Source organism: Devosia sp. BK, from assembly GCF_032907385.1.
Classification (GTDB): Bacteria; Pseudomonadota; Alphaproteobacteria; order Rhizobiales; family Devosiaceae; genus Devosia.
This window is the reverse complement of record NZ_JAIMBX010000001.1, coordinates 1,534,005-1,553,961: the sequence shown is the minus strand read 5'-3', so window position 1 is coordinate 1,553,961 and position 19,957 is coordinate 1,534,005. Positions and strand designations below refer to the sequence as shown.

The 19,957-nt window shown below is 59.6% G+C and carries 19 protein-coding genes and 1 tRNA gene; 9 read left to right on the top strand and 11 right to left on the bottom strand.

Translation table 11 applies throughout. The annotated features are described in order from the left end of the window. Window positions 1-58: 58 nt before the first annotated feature. Both DevBK_RS07670 and DevBK_RS07665 read right to left on the bottom strand, forming a co-directional pair. Window positions 59-1,216: a sensor domain-containing diguanylate cyclase gene (locus DevBK_RS07670; protein WP_317185016.1), complete on the bottom strand. Its 1,158-nt coding sequence runs from the start codon at window positions 1,214-1,216 to the stop codon at window positions 59-61. Between the two features lie 285 nt (window positions 1,217-1,501). Beyond that, complete coding sequence (locus DevBK_RS07665) at window positions 1,502-1,771, bottom strand: DUF2312 domain-containing protein (RefSeq protein WP_061907008.1); 270 nt, start codon at window positions 1,769-1,771, stop codon at window positions 1,502-1,504. A gap of 155 nt (window positions 1,772-1,926) precedes the next feature. On the opposite strand from DevBK_RS07665, the gene DevBK_RS07660 reads away from it, so the two are divergent. Further along, entirely contained in the window at window positions 1,927-3,243 is a 1,317-nt protein-coding gene (locus DevBK_RS07660) for a hypothetical protein (RefSeq protein ID WP_317185015.1), read from the top strand. Here DevBK_RS07660 and DevBK_RS07655 read toward each other — a convergent pair. The 3 genes from DevBK_RS07655 to DevBK_RS07645 are packed head-to-tail and all read right to left on the bottom strand — an operon-like array spanning window position 3,240 to window position 5,129. Further along, entirely contained in the window at window positions 3,240-3,818 is a 579-nt protein-coding gene (locus DevBK_RS07655; protein ID WP_317185014.1) for a hypothetical protein, read from the bottom strand. The two genes, DevBK_RS07660 and DevBK_RS07655, sit on opposite strands and share 4 nt — an antisense overlap. Then, the gene (locus DevBK_RS07650) at window positions 3,808-4,368 is read right to left on the bottom strand and encodes a hypothetical protein (RefSeq protein ID WP_317185013.1); all 561 of its coding nucleotides are present in this window, start codon (window positions 4,366-4,368) and stop codon (window positions 3,808-3,810) included. Before DevBK_RS07650 ends, DevBK_RS07655 begins: the two co-directional genes overlap by 11 nt. Beyond that, window positions 4,368-5,129, bottom strand: a complete 762-nt coding sequence (locus tag DevBK_RS07645; RefSeq protein ID WP_317185012.1) for a hypothetical protein — start codon at window positions 5,127-5,129, stop codon at window positions 4,368-4,370. The genes DevBK_RS07650 and DevBK_RS07645 overlap by 1 nt, the downstream gene beginning before the upstream one ends. A gap of 56 nt (window positions 5,130-5,185) precedes the next feature. Here DevBK_RS07645 and DevBK_RS07640 point away from each other — a divergent pair, with 56 nt between their 5' ends. Further along, the gene (locus DevBK_RS07640; protein WP_317185011.1) at window positions 5,186-5,665 is read left to right on the top strand and encodes a hypothetical protein; all 480 of its coding nucleotides are present in this window, start codon (window positions 5,186-5,188) and stop codon (window positions 5,663-5,665) included. A 20-nt stretch (window positions 5,666-5,685) separates the two neighbouring features. Here the strand turns inward: DevBK_RS07640 and DevBK_RS07635 are convergent, their stop codons facing one another. The 4 genes from DevBK_RS07635 to DevBK_RS07620 all read right to left on the bottom strand — a co-directional run bounded on the left by DevBK_RS07635 (window position 5,686) and on the right by DevBK_RS07620 (window position 10,135). Beyond that, window positions 5,686-6,732: an aldo/keto reductase gene (locus DevBK_RS07635; RefSeq protein WP_317185010.1), complete on the bottom strand. Its 1,047-nt coding sequence runs from the start codon at window positions 6,730-6,732 to the stop codon at window positions 5,686-5,688. A 12-nt stretch (window positions 6,733-6,744) separates the two neighbouring features. Next, window positions 6,745-7,944 (bottom strand): mandelate racemase/muconate lactonizing enzyme family protein, encoded by a 1,200-nt coding sequence (locus DevBK_RS07630; RefSeq protein WP_061907001.1) that lies wholly within the window; start codon window positions 7,942-7,944, stop codon window positions 6,745-6,747. A 76-nt stretch (window positions 7,945-8,020) separates the two neighbouring features. Then, window positions 8,021-9,382: a mandelate racemase/muconate lactonizing enzyme family protein gene (locus DevBK_RS07625; RefSeq protein WP_317185009.1), complete on the bottom strand. Its 1,362-nt coding sequence runs from the start codon at window positions 9,380-9,382 to the stop codon at window positions 8,021-8,023. Window positions 9,383-9,430: 48 nt separating this feature from the next. Beyond that, window positions 9,431-10,135, bottom strand: a complete 705-nt coding sequence (locus DevBK_RS07620) for a GntR family transcriptional regulator (RefSeq protein WP_317185008.1) — start codon at window positions 10,133-10,135, stop codon at window positions 9,431-9,433. A gap of 264 nt (window positions 10,136-10,399) precedes the next feature. Between DevBK_RS07620 and DevBK_RS07615 the strand changes: the two genes are divergently transcribed. From DevBK_RS07615 to DevBK_RS07585, 7 genes are all read left to right on the top strand, one after another. Beyond that, entirely contained in the window at window positions 10,400-11,902 is a 1,503-nt protein-coding gene (locus DevBK_RS07615) for an extracellular solute-binding protein (RefSeq protein WP_410494064.1), read from the top strand. Between the two features lie 93 nt (window positions 11,903-11,995). Then, a complete protein-coding gene (locus DevBK_RS07610) occupies window positions 11,996-12,937 on the top strand; it encodes a sugar ABC transporter permease (RefSeq protein ID WP_317185601.1) in 942 nt (313 codons plus the stop codon). Further along, window positions 12,934-13,827, top strand: coding sequence for a carbohydrate ABC transporter permease (locus tag DevBK_RS07605; RefSeq protein WP_317185007.1), 894 nt, complete (start codon window positions 12,934-12,936; stop codon window positions 13,825-13,827). The genes DevBK_RS07610 and DevBK_RS07605 overlap by 4 nt, the downstream gene beginning before the upstream one ends. Window positions 13,828-13,838: 11 nt before the next feature. Further along, a complete protein-coding gene (locus tag DevBK_RS07600; RefSeq protein WP_317185006.1) occupies window positions 13,839-14,936 on the top strand; it encodes an ABC transporter ATP-binding protein in 1,098 nt (365 codons plus the stop codon). A gap of 12 nt (window positions 14,937-14,948) precedes the next feature. Beyond that, the gene (locus tag DevBK_RS07595) at window positions 14,949-16,109 is read left to right on the top strand and encodes a mandelate racemase/muconate lactonizing enzyme family protein (RefSeq protein WP_317185005.1); all 1,161 of its coding nucleotides are present in this window, start codon (window positions 14,949-14,951) and stop codon (window positions 16,107-16,109) included. Window positions 16,110-16,132: 23 nt separating this feature from the next. Continuing rightward, on the top strand, window positions 16,133-16,879 hold the full coding sequence (locus DevBK_RS07590; protein WP_061906994.1) for a ribonuclease activity regulator RraA: 747 nt from the start codon (window positions 16,133-16,135) through the stop codon (window positions 16,877-16,879). Window positions 16,880-17,049: 170 nt separating this feature from the next. Beyond that, window positions 17,050-17,126 (top strand) — tRNA-Pro (locus DevBK_RS07585). A gap of 36 nt (window positions 17,127-17,162) precedes the next feature. On the opposite strand, the gene DevBK_RS07580 is transcribed toward DevBK_RS07585, so the two are convergent. Both DevBK_RS07580 and DevBK_RS07575 read right to left on the bottom strand, forming a co-directional pair. Then, the gene (locus tag DevBK_RS07580) at window positions 17,163-18,443 is read right to left on the bottom strand and encodes an O-antigen ligase family protein (protein ID WP_317185004.1); all 1,281 of its coding nucleotides are present in this window, start codon (window positions 18,441-18,443) and stop codon (window positions 17,163-17,165) included. Continuing rightward, a complete protein-coding gene (locus DevBK_RS07575) occupies window positions 18,440-19,957 on the bottom strand; it encodes an undecaprenyl-phosphate glucose phosphotransferase (protein ID WP_061906992.1) in 1,518 nt (505 codons plus the stop codon). Before DevBK_RS07575 ends, DevBK_RS07580 begins: the two co-directional genes overlap by 4 nt.

Here is a 19,957-nt window from a genome sequence, read left to right as displayed (position 1 = left end):
GCGAAAATCGAGCCCAGATCATGGGTGTTCGGCATAAAAATATAAGTTTGATAGCAGTTTAGGCTGGCGTGAATTCGCGCCAGGTATTGCGGCCTTCGCGCTTGGCAGCATAAAGCGCCTGATCAGCCCTGGCATAAAGTTCATCGGCGACGCACACGTGTCCATAGGCAATGCCGACCGATGCTGTCACTTTTCGCGTCGTGCCGTTGAACCTGTATGGCTCCTGCAAGCGCGCGACGATCGTCTGCGCGAGAAGGCGAGCCACATCTGGCCGCTCGTCGTCGAGCACCACGGCAAACTCATCTCCGCCAATGCGGGCCATCAACGTGTCGGGGCCACAACACTCAGCCATGCGTTGAGCCGTCTCGATTAGGCACGCATCGCCCGCCGCGTGGCCGAGCGTATCGTTGATCCCCTTGAATCCATCGAGATCGAGCAAAAGCAGCGCCCCGACCGGCTCTTCGAGCCGGGTCTGGAAATGCATGCGATTGGCTAGACCGGTCATGGGATCAGTATTGGCAAGCCGTCGCGTTTCCTGCGCCAGCACCTTTTCTTCGGTGATGTCCTGCTTGATGCCAAAGATGCGGGTTGCGTTACCGTCTTCCACGTCGACCGTACCGGTAATCCGGATCCAACGCTTCTTGCCGGTGGCCGTTTTTATCTCGGCGTCAAAGCGCATCGAGCCGCCAGTTTCGATCGCTTGGCGACGGACGGCCTCCATGGCCGCGCGCGAGTCAGGCGCGTACATCTCGAGGATCAATTCACGCGGCACGGCAGAGCCCGCCTGCAATTCGAACAGCTCGTAAACCCCTTCGGACCATTCGATCTGCTCGCCCGGCAACTCACATGACCAGAAGCCAATCTCTGCCGTCTTCGCCGCCCGCCGCAGCCTATGGCGATACGCCATCGACCCTGCGCGGACGCGGGCCAACGACATCTGCGCCGTCAGAGCATCAAGCTTGAAGAGCAATTGCGCGGCTTTGGTGGCCAGAGGTTTCCTGGTCAACCAGACCACGAGCCAGCGGTCTGCTGCATCACCATAGGACATGATGGGCGCTGCAAAGACCGTCGACTTGCCGACGTCGAAGCAGCGAACGCCATCACCGAGGGAGGGGAGGGCGGGCAAAATCGCTGCGCCACCAAAGGCGAGCCATTGACCGTCCGGCGTGGCAAAGCCCGCACCATCGACAGCCAACGCTGCAGCAAGGCGCGTCAATGCACGAGCATCTCCCAAAGGAGACGGCTCAAAATCCTGCTCTCTGAACTGATCGACGAACACGGATCGACACACCGAACATGGGCGACGGAGACAAAAGTCCGCTCGCGCAATTTCAACCTATATCCGGAATTTTCCCAATGCCCGGTTAAGAGCCTATGCGCAGGTGGCACGGCATCGGGATGTTTTACCTACACAAGTTTTATGTGCCGGCTTAGAATTGGGTGTGTTCAAAAGGTTAGTCCGAGCACCGCCGTTAGTCCGGCGATGCTCCTTTCTGATCGATTAGGCAGCCTTCGATTGCTCGCCGTCTGGCGCACTGTCCATGGCGCGCATGTAGAGGTCGAGCAGCGTTTCGTGCTCGTCGCGTTCGTTGCTGTCTTGCTTGCGCAGCTTGATGATTTCCTTGATCACCTTGATGTCGAAGCCTTCGCCCTTTGCCTCGGCAAAGATCTCTTTCTTGCCCTCGTTGAGCTCGGCGATCTCCGCCTCGATCTGCTCGACGCGTTCCACGAAAGACCGGATACGGCCGCCTGCAATGCCTGCGTCGCTCATGATGACTCCTTTGTTAAATCGAGGCAGATCATCAAGTCGCCCGATAAACGAAAGGTAAAATTGCCTCGCCTATCCACAGAACCAGCTCGTTCAGGATTGGCCTTGCCGTCGGAGATGGTCTTGGTGGTGCATTGGCTAAATGCTATCCAGTTCCCATGCCTAACCCAGACTCCTCCGCCGTTGTCCGCGGCAGCGCTCAGACCGTGGTAGACCTGTTTCGCCTGATGGCCGCTTTGCTCTGGCGCTTCTGGCCTCAGCTCGCGGCAATCTGGCTACTCGGCTTTATCGGCAACCTCGTGTTGAACGAATTCGCCGCCCTGCTTGGGCGCTGGAATTCGCTGGCGGGTCTTTCGGTTCTGGCGATTGTGGTGCTGCTCAAGCTGATCATTATCGTCGCGCTTTTTGAAACGGTGCGGCCGGCCCTGCCGTCGCTTGAAAAAGCGTCGAGAGCGGTGGCGGACCAGAGGGCCGAAACTGTAAGCGCAGGCGAAGAACCCACCGATTTTGTCACCGTGCTGACCCTGACCCTGGTCCCCTTCTTTGCGTTTTATGCTGCCTGGGGTTTTCTGGGCGATACGCTGCGCGATTATTCGCGCCTCGCCTTCAGCCTTTTTCTCGCCGGTGAGCAAAAAAGCCTGTTGGAGGTAACTGGTGGTGCCTGGTTGACGGTGCCTATCGTGGTCGCCTGGGCCGTCCGACGGTTTGCCAAAGCCATGCACAAACGATCGAAGGCCTGGATTTGGCCGGTGCTGACAGTGCTGTGCGAGGCGAATTGGGCCTTCATCGGCATTTTCGCGCTTTCGCAGTGGCAAGGCGACATTTTCGCCTGGTTCAGCCAGTTGGCCGACATGATTGGTTCGGTCCTGGGCGCTCTCTCGCCCATTCGCGAAGCGGGGGCCCAGCCCATTCTTCCGACACCACCTGAATTTGCATCGCCACCGGTCGGCCCACGGCTGATCAGCCTCTTTTTCTATAGCCTCTATCCAGTGGTCTGGCTCACCATCGCTGCGCTTGTTTATGGCTACGATATCAATGCTGCGCCCGCGATTGCAGAGGGGCGGTTCGCAAGGGTCGTGTCTCGCTGGAAGGCGCTTCCCAAGACGGTCCGCGAGTTTATCGCGCGCTTCGGTGCTGGAACCGTAAAGCGCTATCAAGCGCTTGCCGAAGGAATAGGACTGACGCTGAAATCAGGCTCTGTGCTCATCGTCACCGCGATCGTCCTTTATCGCGCTCTGGACTGGCTCTCTGCCTGGGCCTGGTATGGCCTCACCCAAGTTATCGGCCCGCACGATCTGCCGCTTTGGCAAATCATCGCCCAGGTCATCTCGCCTTTTATCGGCACGCCGAGTGATCCTGGCGAAGGCCTTTTGGTGACGCCGATCAAGATTTGTCTCCTCGCCGCGACATTGGAGCTTGGCTTCGCGCGTGGCCGGCAATGGCGCGGCCGCAATCAAGCGCCAGCGGTGGGCTAGCTGCGATCAAGGCCGAGCGGAAACTCGATTGCTGCAGGCCTCAAGGCGCCGACGCTCAGAGTAACGGAGAGCGCAGGAACGGCACTTGCAGGAACAACGAACTTTTCTTCGATTGTCGCAGTCTCATTTGCAGCAGGTGGGTTGAGCGATTTGATGCCGCAGCCGTCGAGCGGCTCAGCCGCCGGGTCGAGATCCCGGCTGAGATCGTCCGATAAAACCACGTCGAGCGGCAGCCAGCGGCGACCAGTTCCGTCGCCCAAGCTGACTTCGCATTGTCCCCATCCTTCGCCGATGGTCTGCGTTGCAGTCGCCGAAAGCCGCACGATCACAAGTCGCATCTCGCCGGGAAGAACAACCTCCGTGTCTCTCCCGTCGCCGATCAGGCGTGCCTGCGCAATGCGCCACGTGGCGCCTGCATAGTCAGGTTCGGTCGGCCCCGGCTGCACATCGGTTTCAATGCGATGCCGGTATTCGTCGACATTGCGCCATGCATTGATGCCGATCGCCGCGGCGACCAGCACCGGAAGGCTTGCAAACGACAGCCATCGGATCTTTCTCTCGCGATCAGATGCCATCTGGGCCAATGTCCAGTCGGTCTTGCGGTGAACCGGGGAGGGGAGTGAGCGAGACAGAAATCTCATCCTGAAGTTGCGGGTCGTATTGTTCGGAAACGATCAAGGTCATCTTGCTCAGTTCGTCCTCGGGAATTTCGAAAATGAACAGTCCCGTCGTCGGCAGTCCCGGCTGGACGATTTTCGAAGCGAGAACGTCCGGCGCCCCTCCCGCCCGCTGCGATTGGCGATAACGCCGGCCTGAGGCCCCGACAAGCGTCGCTGCACGAACGGGCATGGTTTGTCGAAAACCTTCCAGCTTGGCTGAAACGACAACCCACACGCCCGAGGTGTCCAGCTCCACCGCCTTGCCGAACTGATCGTAGGCAAGGATGCGTGCTTGCTTCACCTCGCCAACGCCGATGGCGAACGTCGCACTCGTCACCCTCTCGGATTGTGGTCCCGCCGTCTTGATAGGCCCGGTCAGCATTGCATAGGGCGGCGTCGTCGTTTGCAGCATGGCCAGCACAAGCGCCGTCATCCCCAGCGCAAAGATCCTCAGCAGGTGCCCCATCAATTCCCATCCCCAGAGGCAACCTCGGAAAGGGTAAACACGACTTCCGCCACGTCACCCGTCGGGAACCAGCCGGGCGCTGCATAGAGATTGTCACGCGGTTTGAATGCGGCGCCCTGGACATGAACTGTGAGCGTCTCAGGCAGTCGGAGATCCACCGGCACTTCCCAAACCGCGGCGACTGTTTCAGGCATTCGGGGCTGCAAATCCCACAATATGCTCCGGTCTCGCAAAAGGTAGAAATCAGGCTTTGGAAGATCGGCAATGTCGGACAGGACGAGAAGGTCGCCGTAAAGATTTGAGCTTTCCGACGAGATATTTTCCAAAGACATCTCCACGACCAACGCCCGTTTGTCTGGCGACACCGATAGGCCATTGGGTAGCTCAGACGTCACTTGAGCCTTCAAAACCGATACGGTCCACCGACCCGCAGAGATCGGAATGCCGACGTCCACTTGAGGCACGGCGGCGGCCACTTTCTGCTGAGAAACCGAATAGCCCAGAGAAAGCAACGCAGCCGAGACCCCACCAACAGCCGCCAACAGCTTGGTGCGCCAGCTCTTGCGGGCCGTCTTTGTATCTTCTTCCGTCAAGCCGCTGATTTCCTTCAGGCGTGCAGATGCTTTGGCCGTGCGCAACATCCCCGAACGGCCAAGACATTGCAACACTGCGATTTTCCGTGCTGCACTGAATGACTGGGCGAGCTGAGGCTCGTCGACACAATGGCCGATCTTATCATTCCATTCACCATCATCGACCAAGATGAGATGCGCGATCGAGTACTGCGTACGCGCCCTTTCCCAACGTGAATGGATCCATGCTCAGAGCGTTGTTGCTTGTTTTAGTGCTATCGTCCCCAGCTATCGCCGCCGATTGGAAATTTGAAGGCGGCGCTACACCCATCGCCTATTCCGACAATGGCGAGGCCCAATTCCAGTTCGCCTGCCGCGGCGGTGACCTGGCCATGGCCTATTGGGTGCGCAAGCCCGGCGCGACGGTCGCCAAGTCACTTTCCCTCAGCCTTGCAATCAGCACGCGAGGCGGCGGGGTGTCAGCCGGGGGAGATACGAGTTTCGCCCAAGACTTTCCGATGATCCACTACGATGGCAGCTCGCTGATCATCCGCGGCCCGGTAGCGCGGCAATGGGCACGGACCGCGCAGCAGGCCGGCGAAACCATGGAACTTGCCTTCGTGAAATCCACCGCCAGCGGCGGGCCGGATTTTCTCGATCGTCATCGCTTTGGCGCGGTGGGTTCCTCAGCAGCAATCGGCAAAGTTCTCGCCGACTGCAGTTAGGCGCCCACAATTCGGCCTGGTCACGGCAGACGCACGCGGTGGTTCGGCTCGAACTCCGCCTTCCCGAATGTGGCCTTAAGATTGTTGTCCGTCCATTCGACAGGATATCCCAAGGCAAACGGTAGAGCTTCCGTCAGCTCGTCCCTCGCGTCAGGCGGCAAATCCACGTCGCCCGCGGCCAGATTTTCGTCGAGCTGCTCCGCCGTGCGCACCCCGATGATCGCCGCAGTCACCCGCCGATCGCCAAAGAGCCAACTCAGCGCCACCTGGCTCGGCGTGTGTCCCAGCCGATCAGCAACCTCGACCACATTGTCGATCAATTGCAGCGCATTGTCGAACCAGTAGCGCGGCATGGTGACGGAGGCTTGAATGCCAATGCGTGATTGCGCATCCGGCGCCGACTGATTGCGATATTTGCCCGAAAGCATGCCTGCTGCGAGCGGGCTCCAGCAGATCATCCCGACGCCCGCATCTTCGGCCGCCGGCAAGATTTCGCGCTCAACATCGCGGCGGATAAGATTGTAGAGATGTTGGGCCGAGATCAGCCGCTCATGCCCCTTCGTATCAGCAAGCGCATTCGCCTTGGCGATCTGCCAGCCGTGGAAATTCGAGCAGCCGAGATAGCGCACCTTACCCGCCCGCACGAGATCGTCGGCGGCCCTCAGGCTTTCTTCGATCGGTGTGTAAGGGTCTGGCCCGTGAAACTGATAGAGGTCGATATAGTCGAGCCCCAGGCGCTTCAGGCTTTTCTCGCAGGCCTCGATGATGTGTTTTCGCGAAAGCCCTCGGGATGTCACTGCCTGATTTGTTGGAAACCAGCATTTGGTTGCGATGACGAGATTGTCTCGATCGAGTTCGCTCAGCGCGGTGCCCAACATCCGTTCGGATTCGCCACCGCTATAGCCGTCTGCGGTATCGATGAAATTGCCGCCAGCCTCGACGAACCGCCGGACGATGCTACTCGCCTCGTCCTGGTTGCAGCCCCATTGCGCATTACCGAATGTCATGGTGCCAAGGCAGAGCCGCGACACCAGAAGCCCTGAGCGGCCTAGATAGCGATACTTCATCGAGAAATCCTCCTAGTCGAAGAACCCGGCATCTTCTTCTGCCAGGTACTTTTTCGCGCCGTCGGCATCGATATCGAGCCCAAGGCCCGGCGCTTCGAGCAGATCGACATGGCTATCGGTGACGATCTGTTTCGGTAGCCCGATGACAATGTCTTCCCACCACGGATCGGATGCGCTGGGATATTCGAAGGCGATGTAGTTGGCCGGCAGCGTCGCGCAGACATTGATCAGCGCCCCGAGCCCCAAAAGGCCATTGGCGGTGCCATGCGGCGCCATCATGATCGAGTGCATGTAGGCGTGTTCCGCCACCCATTTGAGCTCGGCGATCCCGCCGATATCGGCCGGGTCTGGCCCGACGACCCGCACCGATTGCGTCTCGATCAGCTCCTTGAAATTGTGCCGGAGGTAAATCTGCTCCCCGGTATGGATCGGTGTGGAGGTCGAAACGGTCAGCTCGCGATAGGCCTGATGGTTGACCCAAGGCACATAGTCCCCTGTCAGCATATCTTCGAGCCACATCAGATCATATTTCTCGACAGCCCGCGCAAAGCGGATGGCGTCATTGAGGAACCAGCCCGGCCCACAGTCGAGCGCCAGGCTTACTTTGTCGCCCAGCACTTCCTTCATGGCCGCCACGCAGTCGAGCATGTGGTTAAACCCGCGCTCGGAAATCTGCCCTTGGTCCATGGCGCCGTGATAGCCGGCCTTGTTCTGGCGCACGCCATAGTGGAAGTCGTCGACCGTATCCTTCATGTTCGAGTGGAAGGAGATGCCCTGCTTCACCATGAAGAATTTCTCGGGCCGCTCCATCATCCACTTCACATCAGCCGCATAATCCTCCGGCCGGTCGCCCGTGCGCTTTTGGCGGATAGAACCATTGTAAACGCGCACCTTGTCGCGAACCTTGCCGCCGAGGAGCTTATAGACCGGCACATTGGCCGCCTTGCCCGCAATGTCCCACAGCGCATGCTCGATAGCGCTGACCGCCGCGCCATAGGGCTTAAACGACCCGCGCTGCCGGATTTTGAGCATGCATCGCTCGACATCGGTCGGGTCTTCCCCGATCAGAGCATCGCGGAAATGCAGCACCCAGGGTTTGAGGTAGGTTTTGGTGAACTCCACCTCGCCCAAGCCATACAGTCCCTCATCGGTCACAATACGAACAATCGGATGCCGCCCGATAACGGCACAGCGCAGATCAGTGATTTTCATGCCTTTTGCCTTTCTTCACCTCTCCCTCTGGGGGAGAGGTCGACCGCAGGTCGGGTGAGGGGGCCTTCCAGAGACCTCAGCTCCAGGTCCGATCCCAAGAATATTCCTGATCCCAATGATCCGTCGGCTGCCAGATGCCCTTCACACCCGGCTGCAGGTGCTGGCTGATGACCTCATCCACCACATCGTCGATCCCGAGCCCGGGCTTGTCCGGTACTTCGATAAACCCGTTCTTGACCAATGGCTTGGGCAGGCCCGTGACGATATCGTCCCACCAGTCGACTTCGACCGAGTGATATTCGAGCGCCATGAAATTCTCGGTCGCCACCGCCACGTGCGCGGCGGCCATTGCCGCGATCGGGCTCTCGGCCATGTGGATGGCCATGGCCACTCCATGATCCTGCGCCATATCTCCAAGCTTCTTGGTTTCGAGGATGCCTCCCGAAGTAAGAAGATCGGGATGGATCACTGAAATCCCGGCCTTGAGGAGCGGCTCGAACCCTTCTTTGAGGTAGATGTCCTCGCCCGTGCAGATCGGCACGGTGGTCGCTTCCTGAAGCTGCCGATATTGCTCGGTATATTGCCAGGGGATGACATCCTCGAGCCAGGCCGGGACGTATTTCTCGATCCGCCGGGCCAGCCGAATGCCGTTCTGCAGCGAGATATGACCGACATGATCGATGGCGAGCGGCACTTCGTAGCCGATCACCTCGCGCACCTCGTGGATATATTGCTCCAAGAGATCGATGCCCTTGTCGGTAAAATGGAGTCCGCTGAATGGGTGCCGCACATTATGCGTGTCATAGACCGCATTGCGCGCTCGGCGGTCATCCATCGACGTCACTGGCCCGCGATCGGGATGCACGCGATAGGCTTCGAGCGAACCCGCCGGCGACACCACGGCCCCCGGAATATCGGCGATCTGCATCAGCCCCAGGTCCATCTTGAGGAAGGTGAACCCCATATCCATGCGCGCCTTGAGCCGCTTGCCCGTCTCGGTGCCGCTTGGCTTGTCGGCGTCGGTATCGCAGTAGCAGCGGACCTTGTCGCGAAACTTGCCGCCCAGCATCTGATAGATCGGCACGCCATAGGCCTTGCCCGCAAGATCCCAGAGCGCAATCTCGATCGCTGACACCCCGCCGCCCTGCCGGCCATGACCACCAAACTGTTTGATACGGCGGAAGAGGCGATCGATATCGCAGGGATTTTCCCCCAGCAGCCGGCTCTTCAGCATCAGCGCATAAGTCGCGCTCGCGCCGTCGCGAATTTCACCAAGTCCGACAATGCCCTGGTTGGTGTAGATCTTGAGCAAAGCTGAGGTGAAGGGTGCGCCGACGATCTCTGCGACCCGCAGGTCGGTGATGCGCAAGTCGCTTGGCGCGGAAGATCGGCGCACATTGGTTTCGATATGCTCGCCGGCGGTCAAATCCCTGGTCATGAAACTCCCTCCCTTGTATGCTTTCACCGCGCCAGCGGTGCGGATGCTCTATCCGGCGCTCCTCCGCGCCAGATTGCGCTTGGCAACGCCCATCTGTTCGATGATGTGACGTCCCGATCCTTCGACATGCCGTGCAACCACAGCCGCAGCGCCCTCGGCATCCTGCGCCTTGATGCGGGCAATGAGCTCACGATGTTCGCTCAACACGGCGACGCGACGGCTCAGCGAAGTCGGAAAACGGCGGCTAATAGCGCGGAGGATCTCGCGATGCTTCCACCAGAGTTCAGCGGCGTGCCTGTTGTAGTGGCGGTCGTAAATGAGCTGATGGAATTTCGTATCCAGCTTGCCATGCTGCCGCGGATCGGAAAAATTGAGCGCCTCGATTTCGGCTTGGGCGGCTTCGAGTTCTGCAATGTCGGCGTCGCTGACGATCGAGACAAACCAGCGTGTCAGCGCCGGCTCAATGAGCATTTCGATCTCGATGATGTCGCGCACGAAGTCTTCGTCGATGGCGACCACGCGCGCACCGCGATTGGCTTCCATCACTACAAACCCTTCGCCGCGCAGCTGTTGCAGCGCCTCGCGCACCGGGTTGGTCGACGTGTTATAGGTGGCGGCCAGGTCGGCAACCTTGAGGCGCGCACTGGGCTCGAGCCGTCCCGAAATGATATCCTCGCGGATCAATTCGTAGACAGTGCCCGGCTGGTCATTCGCCGTTTCAGGCAAAGAAGGGGTGGCGCTGCTCTCAGTCATAGCGCCTGTCTTATGCGCCTTTCACGGGTAAGCCAAGCTGCTTCGCACGCATAAATCACAAAATAATGTACGATTTTCGGACGCTTGACACACAACTTCCCGTCTGTAACGTTCTTGTTTGGGAGACATGGGCAAAAGCCCGGCCCCGGAGCAGGCGCCACCTGATCGTCTGCAGAGGAGGCGCAGCGCAAGCTGCGTGGAGAGCCAGGTCAGACCGATGGGGTCGAGCGGCTTTCCGCTTGAGGAGGACTATCGATGACGAATATGCAGGGCCGCGCTCAGCGGCCGGGCTCGCTGACTCGTCGGCAGGCCGTTGCCTATGCCGTTGCAGCTCTGACGACTACGTCGCTGATGTCGACGACCGCATTTGCTCAGACCGTCGATCTCAGCCAGTGGTCGCCAGACTACGTCAAGTCGATCGCAGGCACGAAGCAGTTCGACGCCGCCAAGGATTGCGGCGCTGTCGTTCCCAACGATTATGCTGGCAAGGTCAGCTACTGGTACACCGGGCCATTCGAGGCAGATCCGCAGATCGCGCACGATCAGGACAAGGCATTCTGGGAAGCCTTCAAGGCAGCATATCCCAATATCCAGACCGATGTGCAGTCGATTACCTATAACGAATTGCTCGACAAGTTCCGCACGGCTCTACTTGGCAATGCCGCTCCGATGGTCATTCGCCTCCAGATCCTCGGTGGCGTGGAGTTTGCCGCCAAGGGCTATCTGCAGCCGCTCGCGCCGGAGGATGTCGGATACACGGCCGCCGATTTCTGGCCCGGTGCTCTCAAGTCTGTCACTTACGAGGGCACGACCTACGGCTTGCCTACCAATAACGAGACCATGGCGCTGATCTGGAACGCCAAGATTTTCGAGGACGCCGGGCTCGATCCAGAAAATCCCCCAGCGACCTGGGATGACGTGGTGGCTTATTCAAAGACCATCCACGACAAGCTCGGCATTGCCGGCTATGGCCTCGTTGCCAAGCAGAATGCGGGCAATACGCCGTTCCGCTTCATGCCCCAGCTCTGGGCCTATGGTGGCGGCGCGCTCGACGAAACCTCGGCTGACCCGACCTATACCACGGTCGAGATCAATAATGACGGGTCCAAGGCGGCACTCGAGGCTGCGTACCAGATGTATGTCGTCGATAAATCAGTTCCGGTTTCGGCCCTGACCAATACTCAGGCGGAAAATCAGGCCCCGTTCATCGCCGGGCAACTCGGCATGATGATCGCCCACCCTGCCGAATATGCCAAGATGGTCGACCTTGCTTCCAAGGCCACCGGCGCAGACAAGGCTGTTGCCGACGATGTTGTCGCCAATATGCGCTATGGCCTGTTGCCGACAGGCCCCGATGGCAAGCGCGCCGTCGTGTTCGGCGGCTCCAACATCCATGTGGTCAAGCCCGAATTCGTCGAAGGCGGACAGTCGGACGAGCAGGCGGTCAAGGCGCTGATCTGCTTCTGGAATAGCCCGGAATGGTCCACCAAGCTTGCTTGGGTCGGCTCCAATCCCGGCAATATCAATGGCTTCCTCACCGATGCCATGAAGGAACGTCTCGATACCATCAAGTTCCTGGATGTCACCACCTCCATGCTGCCCAACGGCATTCCGTTCCCGGTGATCCCGGAAGCGCCGGAGATCATGAACATCATCGTTCCGGACATGCTGCAGAATGCTCTGACGGAAAACATGACGGTGGACGAGGCAACCGATGATGCGGCCACCAAGATCGAAGCGATCATTGGCGGCGGCGGCGGCCTCTGACCTCTACCAACTCCAAGGATCGGCAGCTCGTGCTGCCGGTCCGCGATGCCGGTATAAAGGGGTTATCTGGTGAGCAGCGTTCAGAAGCAGGCCATCTTTCGCGACGTGCCTGGGCTTGTGCCCAAGCGACCCAATCTAGGTCAAAAAATCTGGAAGAGCCGCGCCGATTATCTCTACGTCGCGCCTGCCATTGTGGCCATGATCGTGGTGATCGCCTATCCGATCTACTACACTATCGAACTGAGCTTCTTTAACACACCAGCCAGCCTGTCGCTGGCCGATAAGCAGTTCAACGGCATAGACAATTACGTCACAATTCTGACCAGTCCTGTCTTCTGGAAAGTGACCTGGCAGACGATTGTCTGGACTGTGCTCTCGACCCTTTTCGCCTTCCTGCTCGGTCTGGGTGCCGCGCTCGCACTGCATCGCGAGTTTGTCGGGCGCGCGCTCTTGCGTGGCTTGCTGCTTATCCCTTGGGTGATCAGTGCGGTGGCCGCCTCCTATGTCTGGAAATGGCTCTACCATTCCGATTTCGGGGCGATCGGCGCGGCGCTGGTGCAGCTTGGGATCACCGACAGGCCCATCAACTTCATCGATAATTCGACGAGCGCTCTCTATTCGCTGATCGTGGTCAATGTCTGGAAGGAGTTTTCCTTTGCCATGATCATGCTGATGGCTGGCCTCCAGACAGTGCCCGACTCGCTGTTGCGCGCCGCCCAAGTCGATGGCGCCAATCCCTGGCAACGTTTCTGGCACGTCACCTTCCCGCATCTGTCGGGCGTGTCGACGGTCACGATCCTGCTGCTCGTCGTGCAAAACTTCAACTCGTTCATCATCCCCTTCATCATGACCGGGGGTGGGCCAGTTGGCTCGACGCAGATCTGGATTACCCACATCTACGAACTCGCCTTCCTGCGCCAGCGCTGGGGTGTCGGCGCCGCTTACGCCGTCCTGCTCTTCATCATCATGATGACTCTGGGCTACTTTTATGTCCGCGCACTGACCCGCGGCGATGAATCGAGGGCCGGCGCATGACCTCCGAGATCACAACCGCCGCTGAACCAATCCGGGTGGCGCGACGACGCAGCATCGACGGCTGGCGCTGGGCCGGCCGCATCTTCCTGACGCTGCTGGTCGGCTTCACCATTATGCCGATGTTCTGGATGGTGATCACCTCGCTCAAGACCGGCTTTGCCGCCATGCAATATCCGCCCCAATGGTGGCCGGCGGCGCCGACGCTCGACAACTACTGGCGGCTGCTCGATCCCAATGGCAGCGTAGGCCGCGATTTCCTGCGCTATTTCTGGAACAGCATGTTCGTGTCCGTAGCGACGACCGTGCTTGCCGTCGTCGTCGCGGTCCCGGCGGCCTACGCGTTCTCGCGCTTTCGGTTTCCCGGCAGGAACTTCCTGTTCTTCGCCATTCTCTTGCGCAACATGTTTCCGGCGGTCGTGTTCCTTGTGCCCCTCTTTATCCTGATGCGGGTGCTGGGCCTCGTGAACACACATGGCTCCCTGATCCTGACCTACCTCACCTTCGGTCTGCCGCTCGCCATTTGGCTGCTCAAGGGCTTTTACGACAATATCCCGATCCAGCTCGAACAGGCCGCGCGCATCGATGGCGCGACCCGATTCCAGGCCTTCTTCCATATCGTCATGCCGCTCTCGACGCCGGGCATTATCGCGACCTCGATCTATTCCTTCATCGGCGCCTGGAATGAATACATCTACGCCTACACGTTCCTCACACGGCACGATCAGATGACGCTTCCAGTCGGCATCCAGCGCTTCTTCTCGGAGAACGCCACCGATTGGCCGGGCCTGATGGCTGCCACCTTCCTGATGAGCGTGCCGGTCGTGGTGCTGTTCCTCGTGCTGCAAAAATACTTCGTGCGTGCCCTCACCGAAGGCGCCGTCAAACACTAACGGGGGTACACATGGCCCAAGTGGTTCTCAAGGATCTCGTCAAGACCTACGGCTCCATCTATGCCGCCAAGGACGTGTCGCTGACCGTCAACGACGGCGAATTCGTCGCTCTCGTCGGCCCTTCCGGCTGCGGCAAGACGACGACCCTCAATCTCGTCGCCGGGCTCATTCCGATCACCTCGGGCGACATCGTCATCGGCGATCGCGTCGTCAACGATCTCGATCCCAAGGATCGGGACATCGCCATGGTTTTCCAAAACTACGCGCTCTATCCGCAAAAGACGGTGTTCCAGAACCTCGCCTTCCCGCTGATGATGCGGAAGCTCCCGAAGGATGAGATCGACCGCAAGGTGCGCGAAGCCGCCAAGGTGCTCGACATCACCCATCTCCTCGAGCGCAAGCCACGAGAACTCTCGGGCGGTCAGCAGCAGCGCGTCGCCCTCGGCCGTGCGCTGGTCCGCGATCCCGCGGTCTTCCTTATGGATGAGCCACTTTCCAATCTCGACGCCAAGTTGCGCGTGCAGATGCGCTCAGAGATCAAGCGTTTCCATCAGGATCTCAACGCCACCATCATTTATGTCACCCATGACCAGCTCGAAGCGGTCACCATGGCCGATAAGATGGCGGTGATGAATGGCGGTCTTCTCCAGCAATACGACACGCCGGCCAATGTCTTCGCCAATCCGGTCAACATGTTCGTCGCCAGCTTCGTCGGCAGCCCCGCCATGAGCCTCGTGCCGCTCGAACTCTCGACTGCCAACGGGCAAAGCGTCCTTACCAGCCCCGAAGGCTGGAGCCTGCCGCTCTCTGAACACAACGCTCGAAAGGTTGCAGGCGCCACATCGAGCAAAGTCGTCCTCGGCGCCCGCCACTCCACCATCAAACTACACAAGTCTCAGATGCCCGGCACCGTCCCGGCGCGCGTCTATACGGTCGAGCCCACCGGCGACATTACCTTCGTGCAAGCCTTCCTCTCGGGAGCCATCGTCAATATCAGCTTTCCGCCCTCCGTCGTCGTTGCGCCCGATGAACAGGTCTGGCTCGAATTCGACCAGGACCGCATTCACCTCTTCGATGGCCAGACCGAAATGGCCCTGCGCGCCGACTGATCAGAAATCATCATGTCCTTAAAACTCAAGATCACCGCCATTACGCCCTATCCCGTCTGGGTCGGCATACGAAATCAGTTCCTTCTCAAGATCGAAACCGATCAGGGGATTGTCGGATGGGGCGAAAGCGGCCTTTCGGGTCGCGAAAAGGCGGTGGCTGGCGCCATTGAGCATTATACCAAATTCCTCATCGGCCAGGATGCCATGCAGATCGGCCGCATCTGGCAGGAAATGTATCGCAGCCAGTATTTTGAGGGCGGCCGCGTGCTCCAGGCTGCCATCTCGGCCATCGATATCGCCCTCCACGATATCAAGGGCAAGGCGCTCGGCGTGCCGGTCTATGAACTCCTCGGCGGCAAGCAGCGCGATGTCGTGCCCGCTTTTGCCTCGACCGGCGATGCGGCGGGGGAGGGGGCCGTCGAACGCGCCCATGAACTGCGCGCAATGGGCTTTGATGCCATTCGCTTCTTCCCCATCGGCCAGGACAGCCGCGATATCTTCGAGCCGCGCCAATCCATCGCCGCCACCGCCCGCATTCTCAATCGGGCGCGCGAAGAACTCGGCAGCGAGGTTGTGCTCGGTATCGATTATCACCATCGCCTCTCGGTCGCCGAAGCCGCCAGCTTCTGCAACAAGCTGGACAAGGGCGTCCTCGATTTCCTCGAAGAACCGATCCGCGACGAGACGCCCGAAGCCTATGAATCCCTCCGCACTATGACCGATATTCCCTTCGCCATCGGCGAGGAATTTTCGAGCAAGTGGCAGTTCATCCCCTATATCGAGCGCGGAATCCATCAGTTCAATCGCCTCGACGTCTGCAATGTCGGCGGCCTCACCGAAGCGATGAAAGTCGCCGGTTGGAGCGAGGCGCACTATGTCGACCTCATGCCCCACAATCCGCTCGGCCCGATCTGCACCGCCGCCACGGTTCACTTCGCGGCGGCCGTCCCCAATTTCGCCTGGCTCGAAACGCGCGCTCCTGAAACTGCGCTCGGCTTTGACAATTCCGAGTTCTTCCCGGTCCAGCCCAAACTCGAGGGCGCGGTCTATCCTGTCAGCGATGCGCCGGGCCTGGGCGTTGAAGTCAACGAGGCGCTGCTCGCCAAGCAAAGTTTCAAGTTCTGGGAAGCGCCCCATCTCAAACGCACCGACGGTTCGGTGACCAACTGGTAGGCCAAAGGCCCAGAGGAGAAACCATGATCGAGACACACGACATCACGCGTCCGTCCAAGCACCTCATCGAGGGCCTCAAAAATCTCGGCGCCGCCACCATTGCCGGCACGCTCGGCCATATGGGGTTCAAGAACCCGCACATGACCGGCATCCTGCCTCAGACCAAGGGCAAGTCGATCTGCGGCCCGGCGCTCACCCTGCAGTGTCTCCCGCAGCGTCCAGACCTCTTCAGCGAAGGCGAATACGCCAATCCTGAGATCCAGCTCCACCGGCATGTGCTCTATCATGTTCAGGATGGCGACGTGGTCGTGGTCGATGCGCGCGGCGACATGCGCTCAGGCATTTTCGGGGACATGATGTCCACCTATTTCAAGGGTCGCGGCGGCGCCGGCATGATCATTGACGGCGTGATGCGCGATCGCCCCAATGTCGAAAAGCTCGATCTCTCGCTTTGGCTCAAGGGCTGGTCGCCGAACTATCACGTCCAGACCGACATCTTCCCCAATGCCGTCAACGTCACCATTGCCTGCGGTGGCGTCACGGTCGTCCCGGGCGATATCATCGTTGCCGATGACGATGGCGCCGTCGTCGTGCCGGTCTCAATGGCTGAGCACGTCATCGAAGACGGCAAGAAGCACGCTGAATGGGAAGAATTTTCGCGCATGAAGCTCATGCAGGGCGAACCGTTGCAGCGATACTACCCGCTGCACCCGGACGCCGAGGACGAATACCAGGCCTGGCGAAAACTCAATCCGATCAAACCGGCTTGACCATCTGCGGCCTTTGGAAAGGGCGTGAAACCCCTTCAAATTCTTGGGGTTTCAACACCAGCATCCGCGCCAGCTCAGATAGGGTCGCGCAAAAATCTGCACTTTGCTCACACAACCCTCCAAATTGAGGGTTGCACCCAAACCCCGGTTTCTCTATGTCTCCGCGCAGTCGGGGCGTAGCGCAGCTTGGTAGCGCATTTGTCTGGGGGACAAAGGGTCGCAGGTTCAAATCCTGTCGCTCCGACCATTTCACCAATATCCGCGCGTGATGCGACGCTGATCGTCAGATCAGCATTTGCTCGCGGCTTGATGTCGTCCGCCGCTCATTGTTGATGGCGCTCGACAATCCCCAGGTGAGGCCGATCAGCAAGAAGAAATGCCGCCAGTGATCGGAATCGATGATCGCTGATTCCGCGACGACCATTGTGAATGTCGCAAAGACCGGAATGGCCATCAGCCGATAAGGTGAGGGGCGAATGATCGTCCCAAGGCCCTTCCAGAGGGTCAGCAGGATCATCAGGTAGTAAAAGAGCCCGCCGCCCCAGCCATAGACGTGCAGCACCGTCACATAAACATTGTGCGGTTCTTCGCGGACACGCAGGTGGCGAAATTCTGCCGGCCCAATACCCCATGGATGATCGAGGGCCAGTTCGAACGCATAGCCCTGTCGGCCAAAGCGCCCGGTCTCCCCCTCGTCATAGTGCTGGGCCGAGGCGCGCATCTCGAAGAATTTGCTCACGGCCGGCACCGAGAGCAAACCGCCCAGCGCCACGACGAGAAGGCCCGCGCCGATCAGGCTCATCAGCAAAATGCGCACCTTGTCTCGCGCATTGGCTTCGAAAAGAAAGACCAGCACCAGCGTGATCAGCGACGACGCCGCAAAATGTCCCCAGCCGCCGCGTGAGAAGCTGACGAAGACCCCCAGAAACAGAATGAAGTAGGCCGCGCAGGCAAGGATCACCTGCCAGCCGCGCCCGAGGAGAATGCGCTGCAGCGCAAACATCGCCGGCAGGACGAGAAACGGCGCGAAAACGTTGGGGTCCTTGAACGTCGCCTTGGCGCGATCGTAGATCAGGAAAAAGCTGCCGCCCGGCATGACGCGGAGATAGGCGAGGGTGCCGACCAGCGCGAGGATCACGGCAATCCAGGTATAAGCGCGCATGATCACGCGCATGCGCCGCTCGGTCGCTTCGGCGAGATAATTGGCGAGGAAATAGCTCGTGATCATCAGGAAGATGGTCACCGCCGTGAAGATGATCGCTTCTGATATCGGCGTGATCCGAACCTGGATGGCCGCGATCAGGGCGAAGGGTATGAAGCCCAGAATGATGGCGAGAAGCCCAAAGGTCGACCGATAGAGCCCGAGCCCGGCCATGACCGCCACGGGCAACACCAGCAGAAACATCACCTCATAAGGCGATGGCTCGATGATGACGATGCCGCCGGCAAAGATCCAAAGGGCAACGACGACATCGAGCAGTTTCTCGGCGCGCTGCCGCACATAATCCCGGCCCGAGACACCAGGCCTCACAAGGCTTGGGTCAAATGTGCCAGAAACACTCAATACGCATTCTCGTTCTTGGCGATGAGCGAAACCGGCGTCATCAAGACGATGTAGAGATCGAGCAAAAGGCTCCAGTTCTCGATATAATAGAGGTCATGGTTCACGCGCTGCATGATCTTGTCGATCGTGTCGGTTTCCCCGCGCCAGCCATGGATCTGCGCCCAGCCGGTCATCCCGGGCTTGACGCGATGGCGCGCGAAGTAACCCTCAACCGCTTCATAATAGAGCTGGTTATCGGCCTTGGCCTGCAGGGCATGGGGGCGGGGGCCAACTACCGAAAGCTCGCCCTTCAACACGTTGAAAAGCTGCGGCAATTCGTCGATCGAGGTCTTGCGGATGAACTTGCCGACGCGTGTCACGCGCGGATCGTTCTTGGTCACGAGCTTCGTGGCACCGGCATCGAGCATGTCGGTCCGCATCGAGCGGAACTTGTAGATACGGATCAGCTGGTTGTTAAAGCCATGCCGGTTCTGCACGAAGAACACCGGCCCCTTGCTCTCGAGCTTGATGGCGATGGCGGCGACGATCATCACCGGCGAGAGCAGCAGCAGCGCCGTTATCGCGACGATCTTGTCGAACACCCATTTAAAGACGAGGTTCCAGTCCGAGATCGGCCGATCGGCCATGTCGAGCACGGGCACGCCACCGACATAGGAATAGGCGCGATCTGTGAACTTGAGCTTGCTCATATGCGCCGAAAGGCGGATGTCCACCGGCAGCACCCAAAGCTGGGTCAGCATATCGAGCACGCGCTTTTCCGCCGAAAGCGGCATCGACACGATCACGAGATCGACCGGCGTCAGTCGCGCAAAATCGATCAGTGTCGACACCCGGCCAAGCTTGCTCAGCCCCGCCACCGATTCCGGCGACCGCGAGTCGTAGCGATCGTCAAACAGCCCCAGCAACTCGATGTCTTTGTCCGCGCCGTTCTGAATCTGCTCGATGAGAATTTCCGCATCGCGCCCGCCACCGACGATCACCGCGCGACGCTTTAACCGTCCGAGATTTGTCCAGCGCAGGACGAGAAAACGCAGCATGAGCCGATAGGCGATGAGCACCACTGCGCCCGAGATGAACCAGGTCAGCAGCCAGACGCGGGAGAGCATGTCCCCCGCCTTGAAAAAGAAGATGGCAGCGGTCATCACCGCCATCACGCAAAGCCACACCGCCAATACCTGGCCGAACTGCCCGACCACGCGGCGATAGGTGGTGATGCGATGCGCGCGGATCAGGTTGAGCCCGATATTGGTCGCGAGGCACGTGCCGACGACAACGGAGAGGTAAAAGCCCTCCTGTCCCGATGGCACATAGACCGCGTGAATGCCGTAGCCGAGAATAATCAGCAGCAGCGCTTCGACGACCTGCGCCACGCCGACGATAACGGTGCCGGAATAGGTGCGTTCGACAGGGCGCGCCGCGATTTCGACGGCAGCGGCCGACAGCGTCGCGCCATCCCCCTCGGGCTTGCGCGCGGCATGGTCCGCGATGGCCTGCTTTGGATCGACACGAAACAT

What these genes read in the sequence shown, in the direction of transcription:
- DevBK_RS07665 (WP_061907008.1), bottom strand. Translation starts at nt 1,771, where the DNA reads ATGAGCGACGCAGGCATTGCAGGCGGCCGTATCCGGTCTTTCGTGGAA.
- DevBK_RS07660 (WP_317185015.1), top strand. Translation starts at nt 1,927, where the DNA reads ATGCCTAACCCAGACTCCTCCGCCGTTGTCCGCGGCAGCGCTCAGACC.
- DevBK_RS07655 (WP_317185014.1), bottom strand. Translation starts at nt 3,818, where the DNA reads ATGGCATCTGATCGCGAGAGAAAGATCCGATGGCTGTCGTTTGCAAGC.
- DevBK_RS07650 (WP_317185013.1), bottom strand. Translation starts at nt 4,368, where the DNA reads ATGGGGCACCTGCTGAGGATCTTTGCGCTGGGGATGACGGCGCTTGTG.
- DevBK_RS07640 (WP_317185011.1), top strand. Translation starts at nt 5,186, where the DNA reads ATGCTCAGAGCGTTGTTGCTTGTTTTAGTGCTATCGTCCCCAGCTATC.
- DevBK_RS07635 (WP_317185010.1), bottom strand. Translation starts at nt 6,732, where the DNA reads ATGAAGTATCGCTATCTAGGCCGCTCAGGGCTTCTGGTGTCGCGGCTC.
- DevBK_RS07630 (WP_061907001.1), bottom strand. Translation starts at nt 7,944, where the DNA reads ATGAAAATCACTGATCTGCGCTGTGCCGTTATCGGGCGGCATCCGATT.
- DevBK_RS07625 (WP_317185009.1), bottom strand. Translation starts at nt 9,382, where the DNA reads ATGACCAGGGATTTGACCGCCGGCGAGCATATCGAAACCAATGTGCGC.
- DevBK_RS07620 (WP_317185008.1), bottom strand. Translation starts at nt 10,135, where the DNA reads ATGACTGAGAGCAGCGCCACCCCTTCTTTGCCTGAAACGGCGAATGAC.
- DevBK_RS07615 (WP_410494064.1), top strand. Translation starts at nt 10,400, where the DNA reads ATGCAGGGCCGCGCTCAGCGGCCGGGCTCGCTGACTCGTCGGCAGGCC.
- DevBK_RS07605 (WP_317185007.1), top strand. Translation starts at nt 12,934, where the DNA reads ATGACCTCCGAGATCACAACCGCCGCTGAACCAATCCGGGTGGCGCGA.
- DevBK_RS07600 (WP_317185006.1), top strand. Translation starts at nt 13,839, where the DNA reads ATGGCCCAAGTGGTTCTCAAGGATCTCGTCAAGACCTACGGCTCCATC.
- DevBK_RS07595 (WP_317185005.1), top strand. Translation starts at nt 14,949, where the DNA reads ATGTCCTTAAAACTCAAGATCACCGCCATTACGCCCTATCCCGTCTGG.
- DevBK_RS07590 (WP_061906994.1), top strand. Translation starts at nt 16,133, where the DNA reads ATGATCGAGACACACGACATCACGCGTCCGTCCAAGCACCTCATCGAG.
- DevBK_RS07575 (WP_061906992.1), bottom strand. Translation starts at nt 19,957, where the DNA reads ATGTTTCGTGTCGATCCAAAGCAGGCCATCGCGGACCATGCCGCGCGC.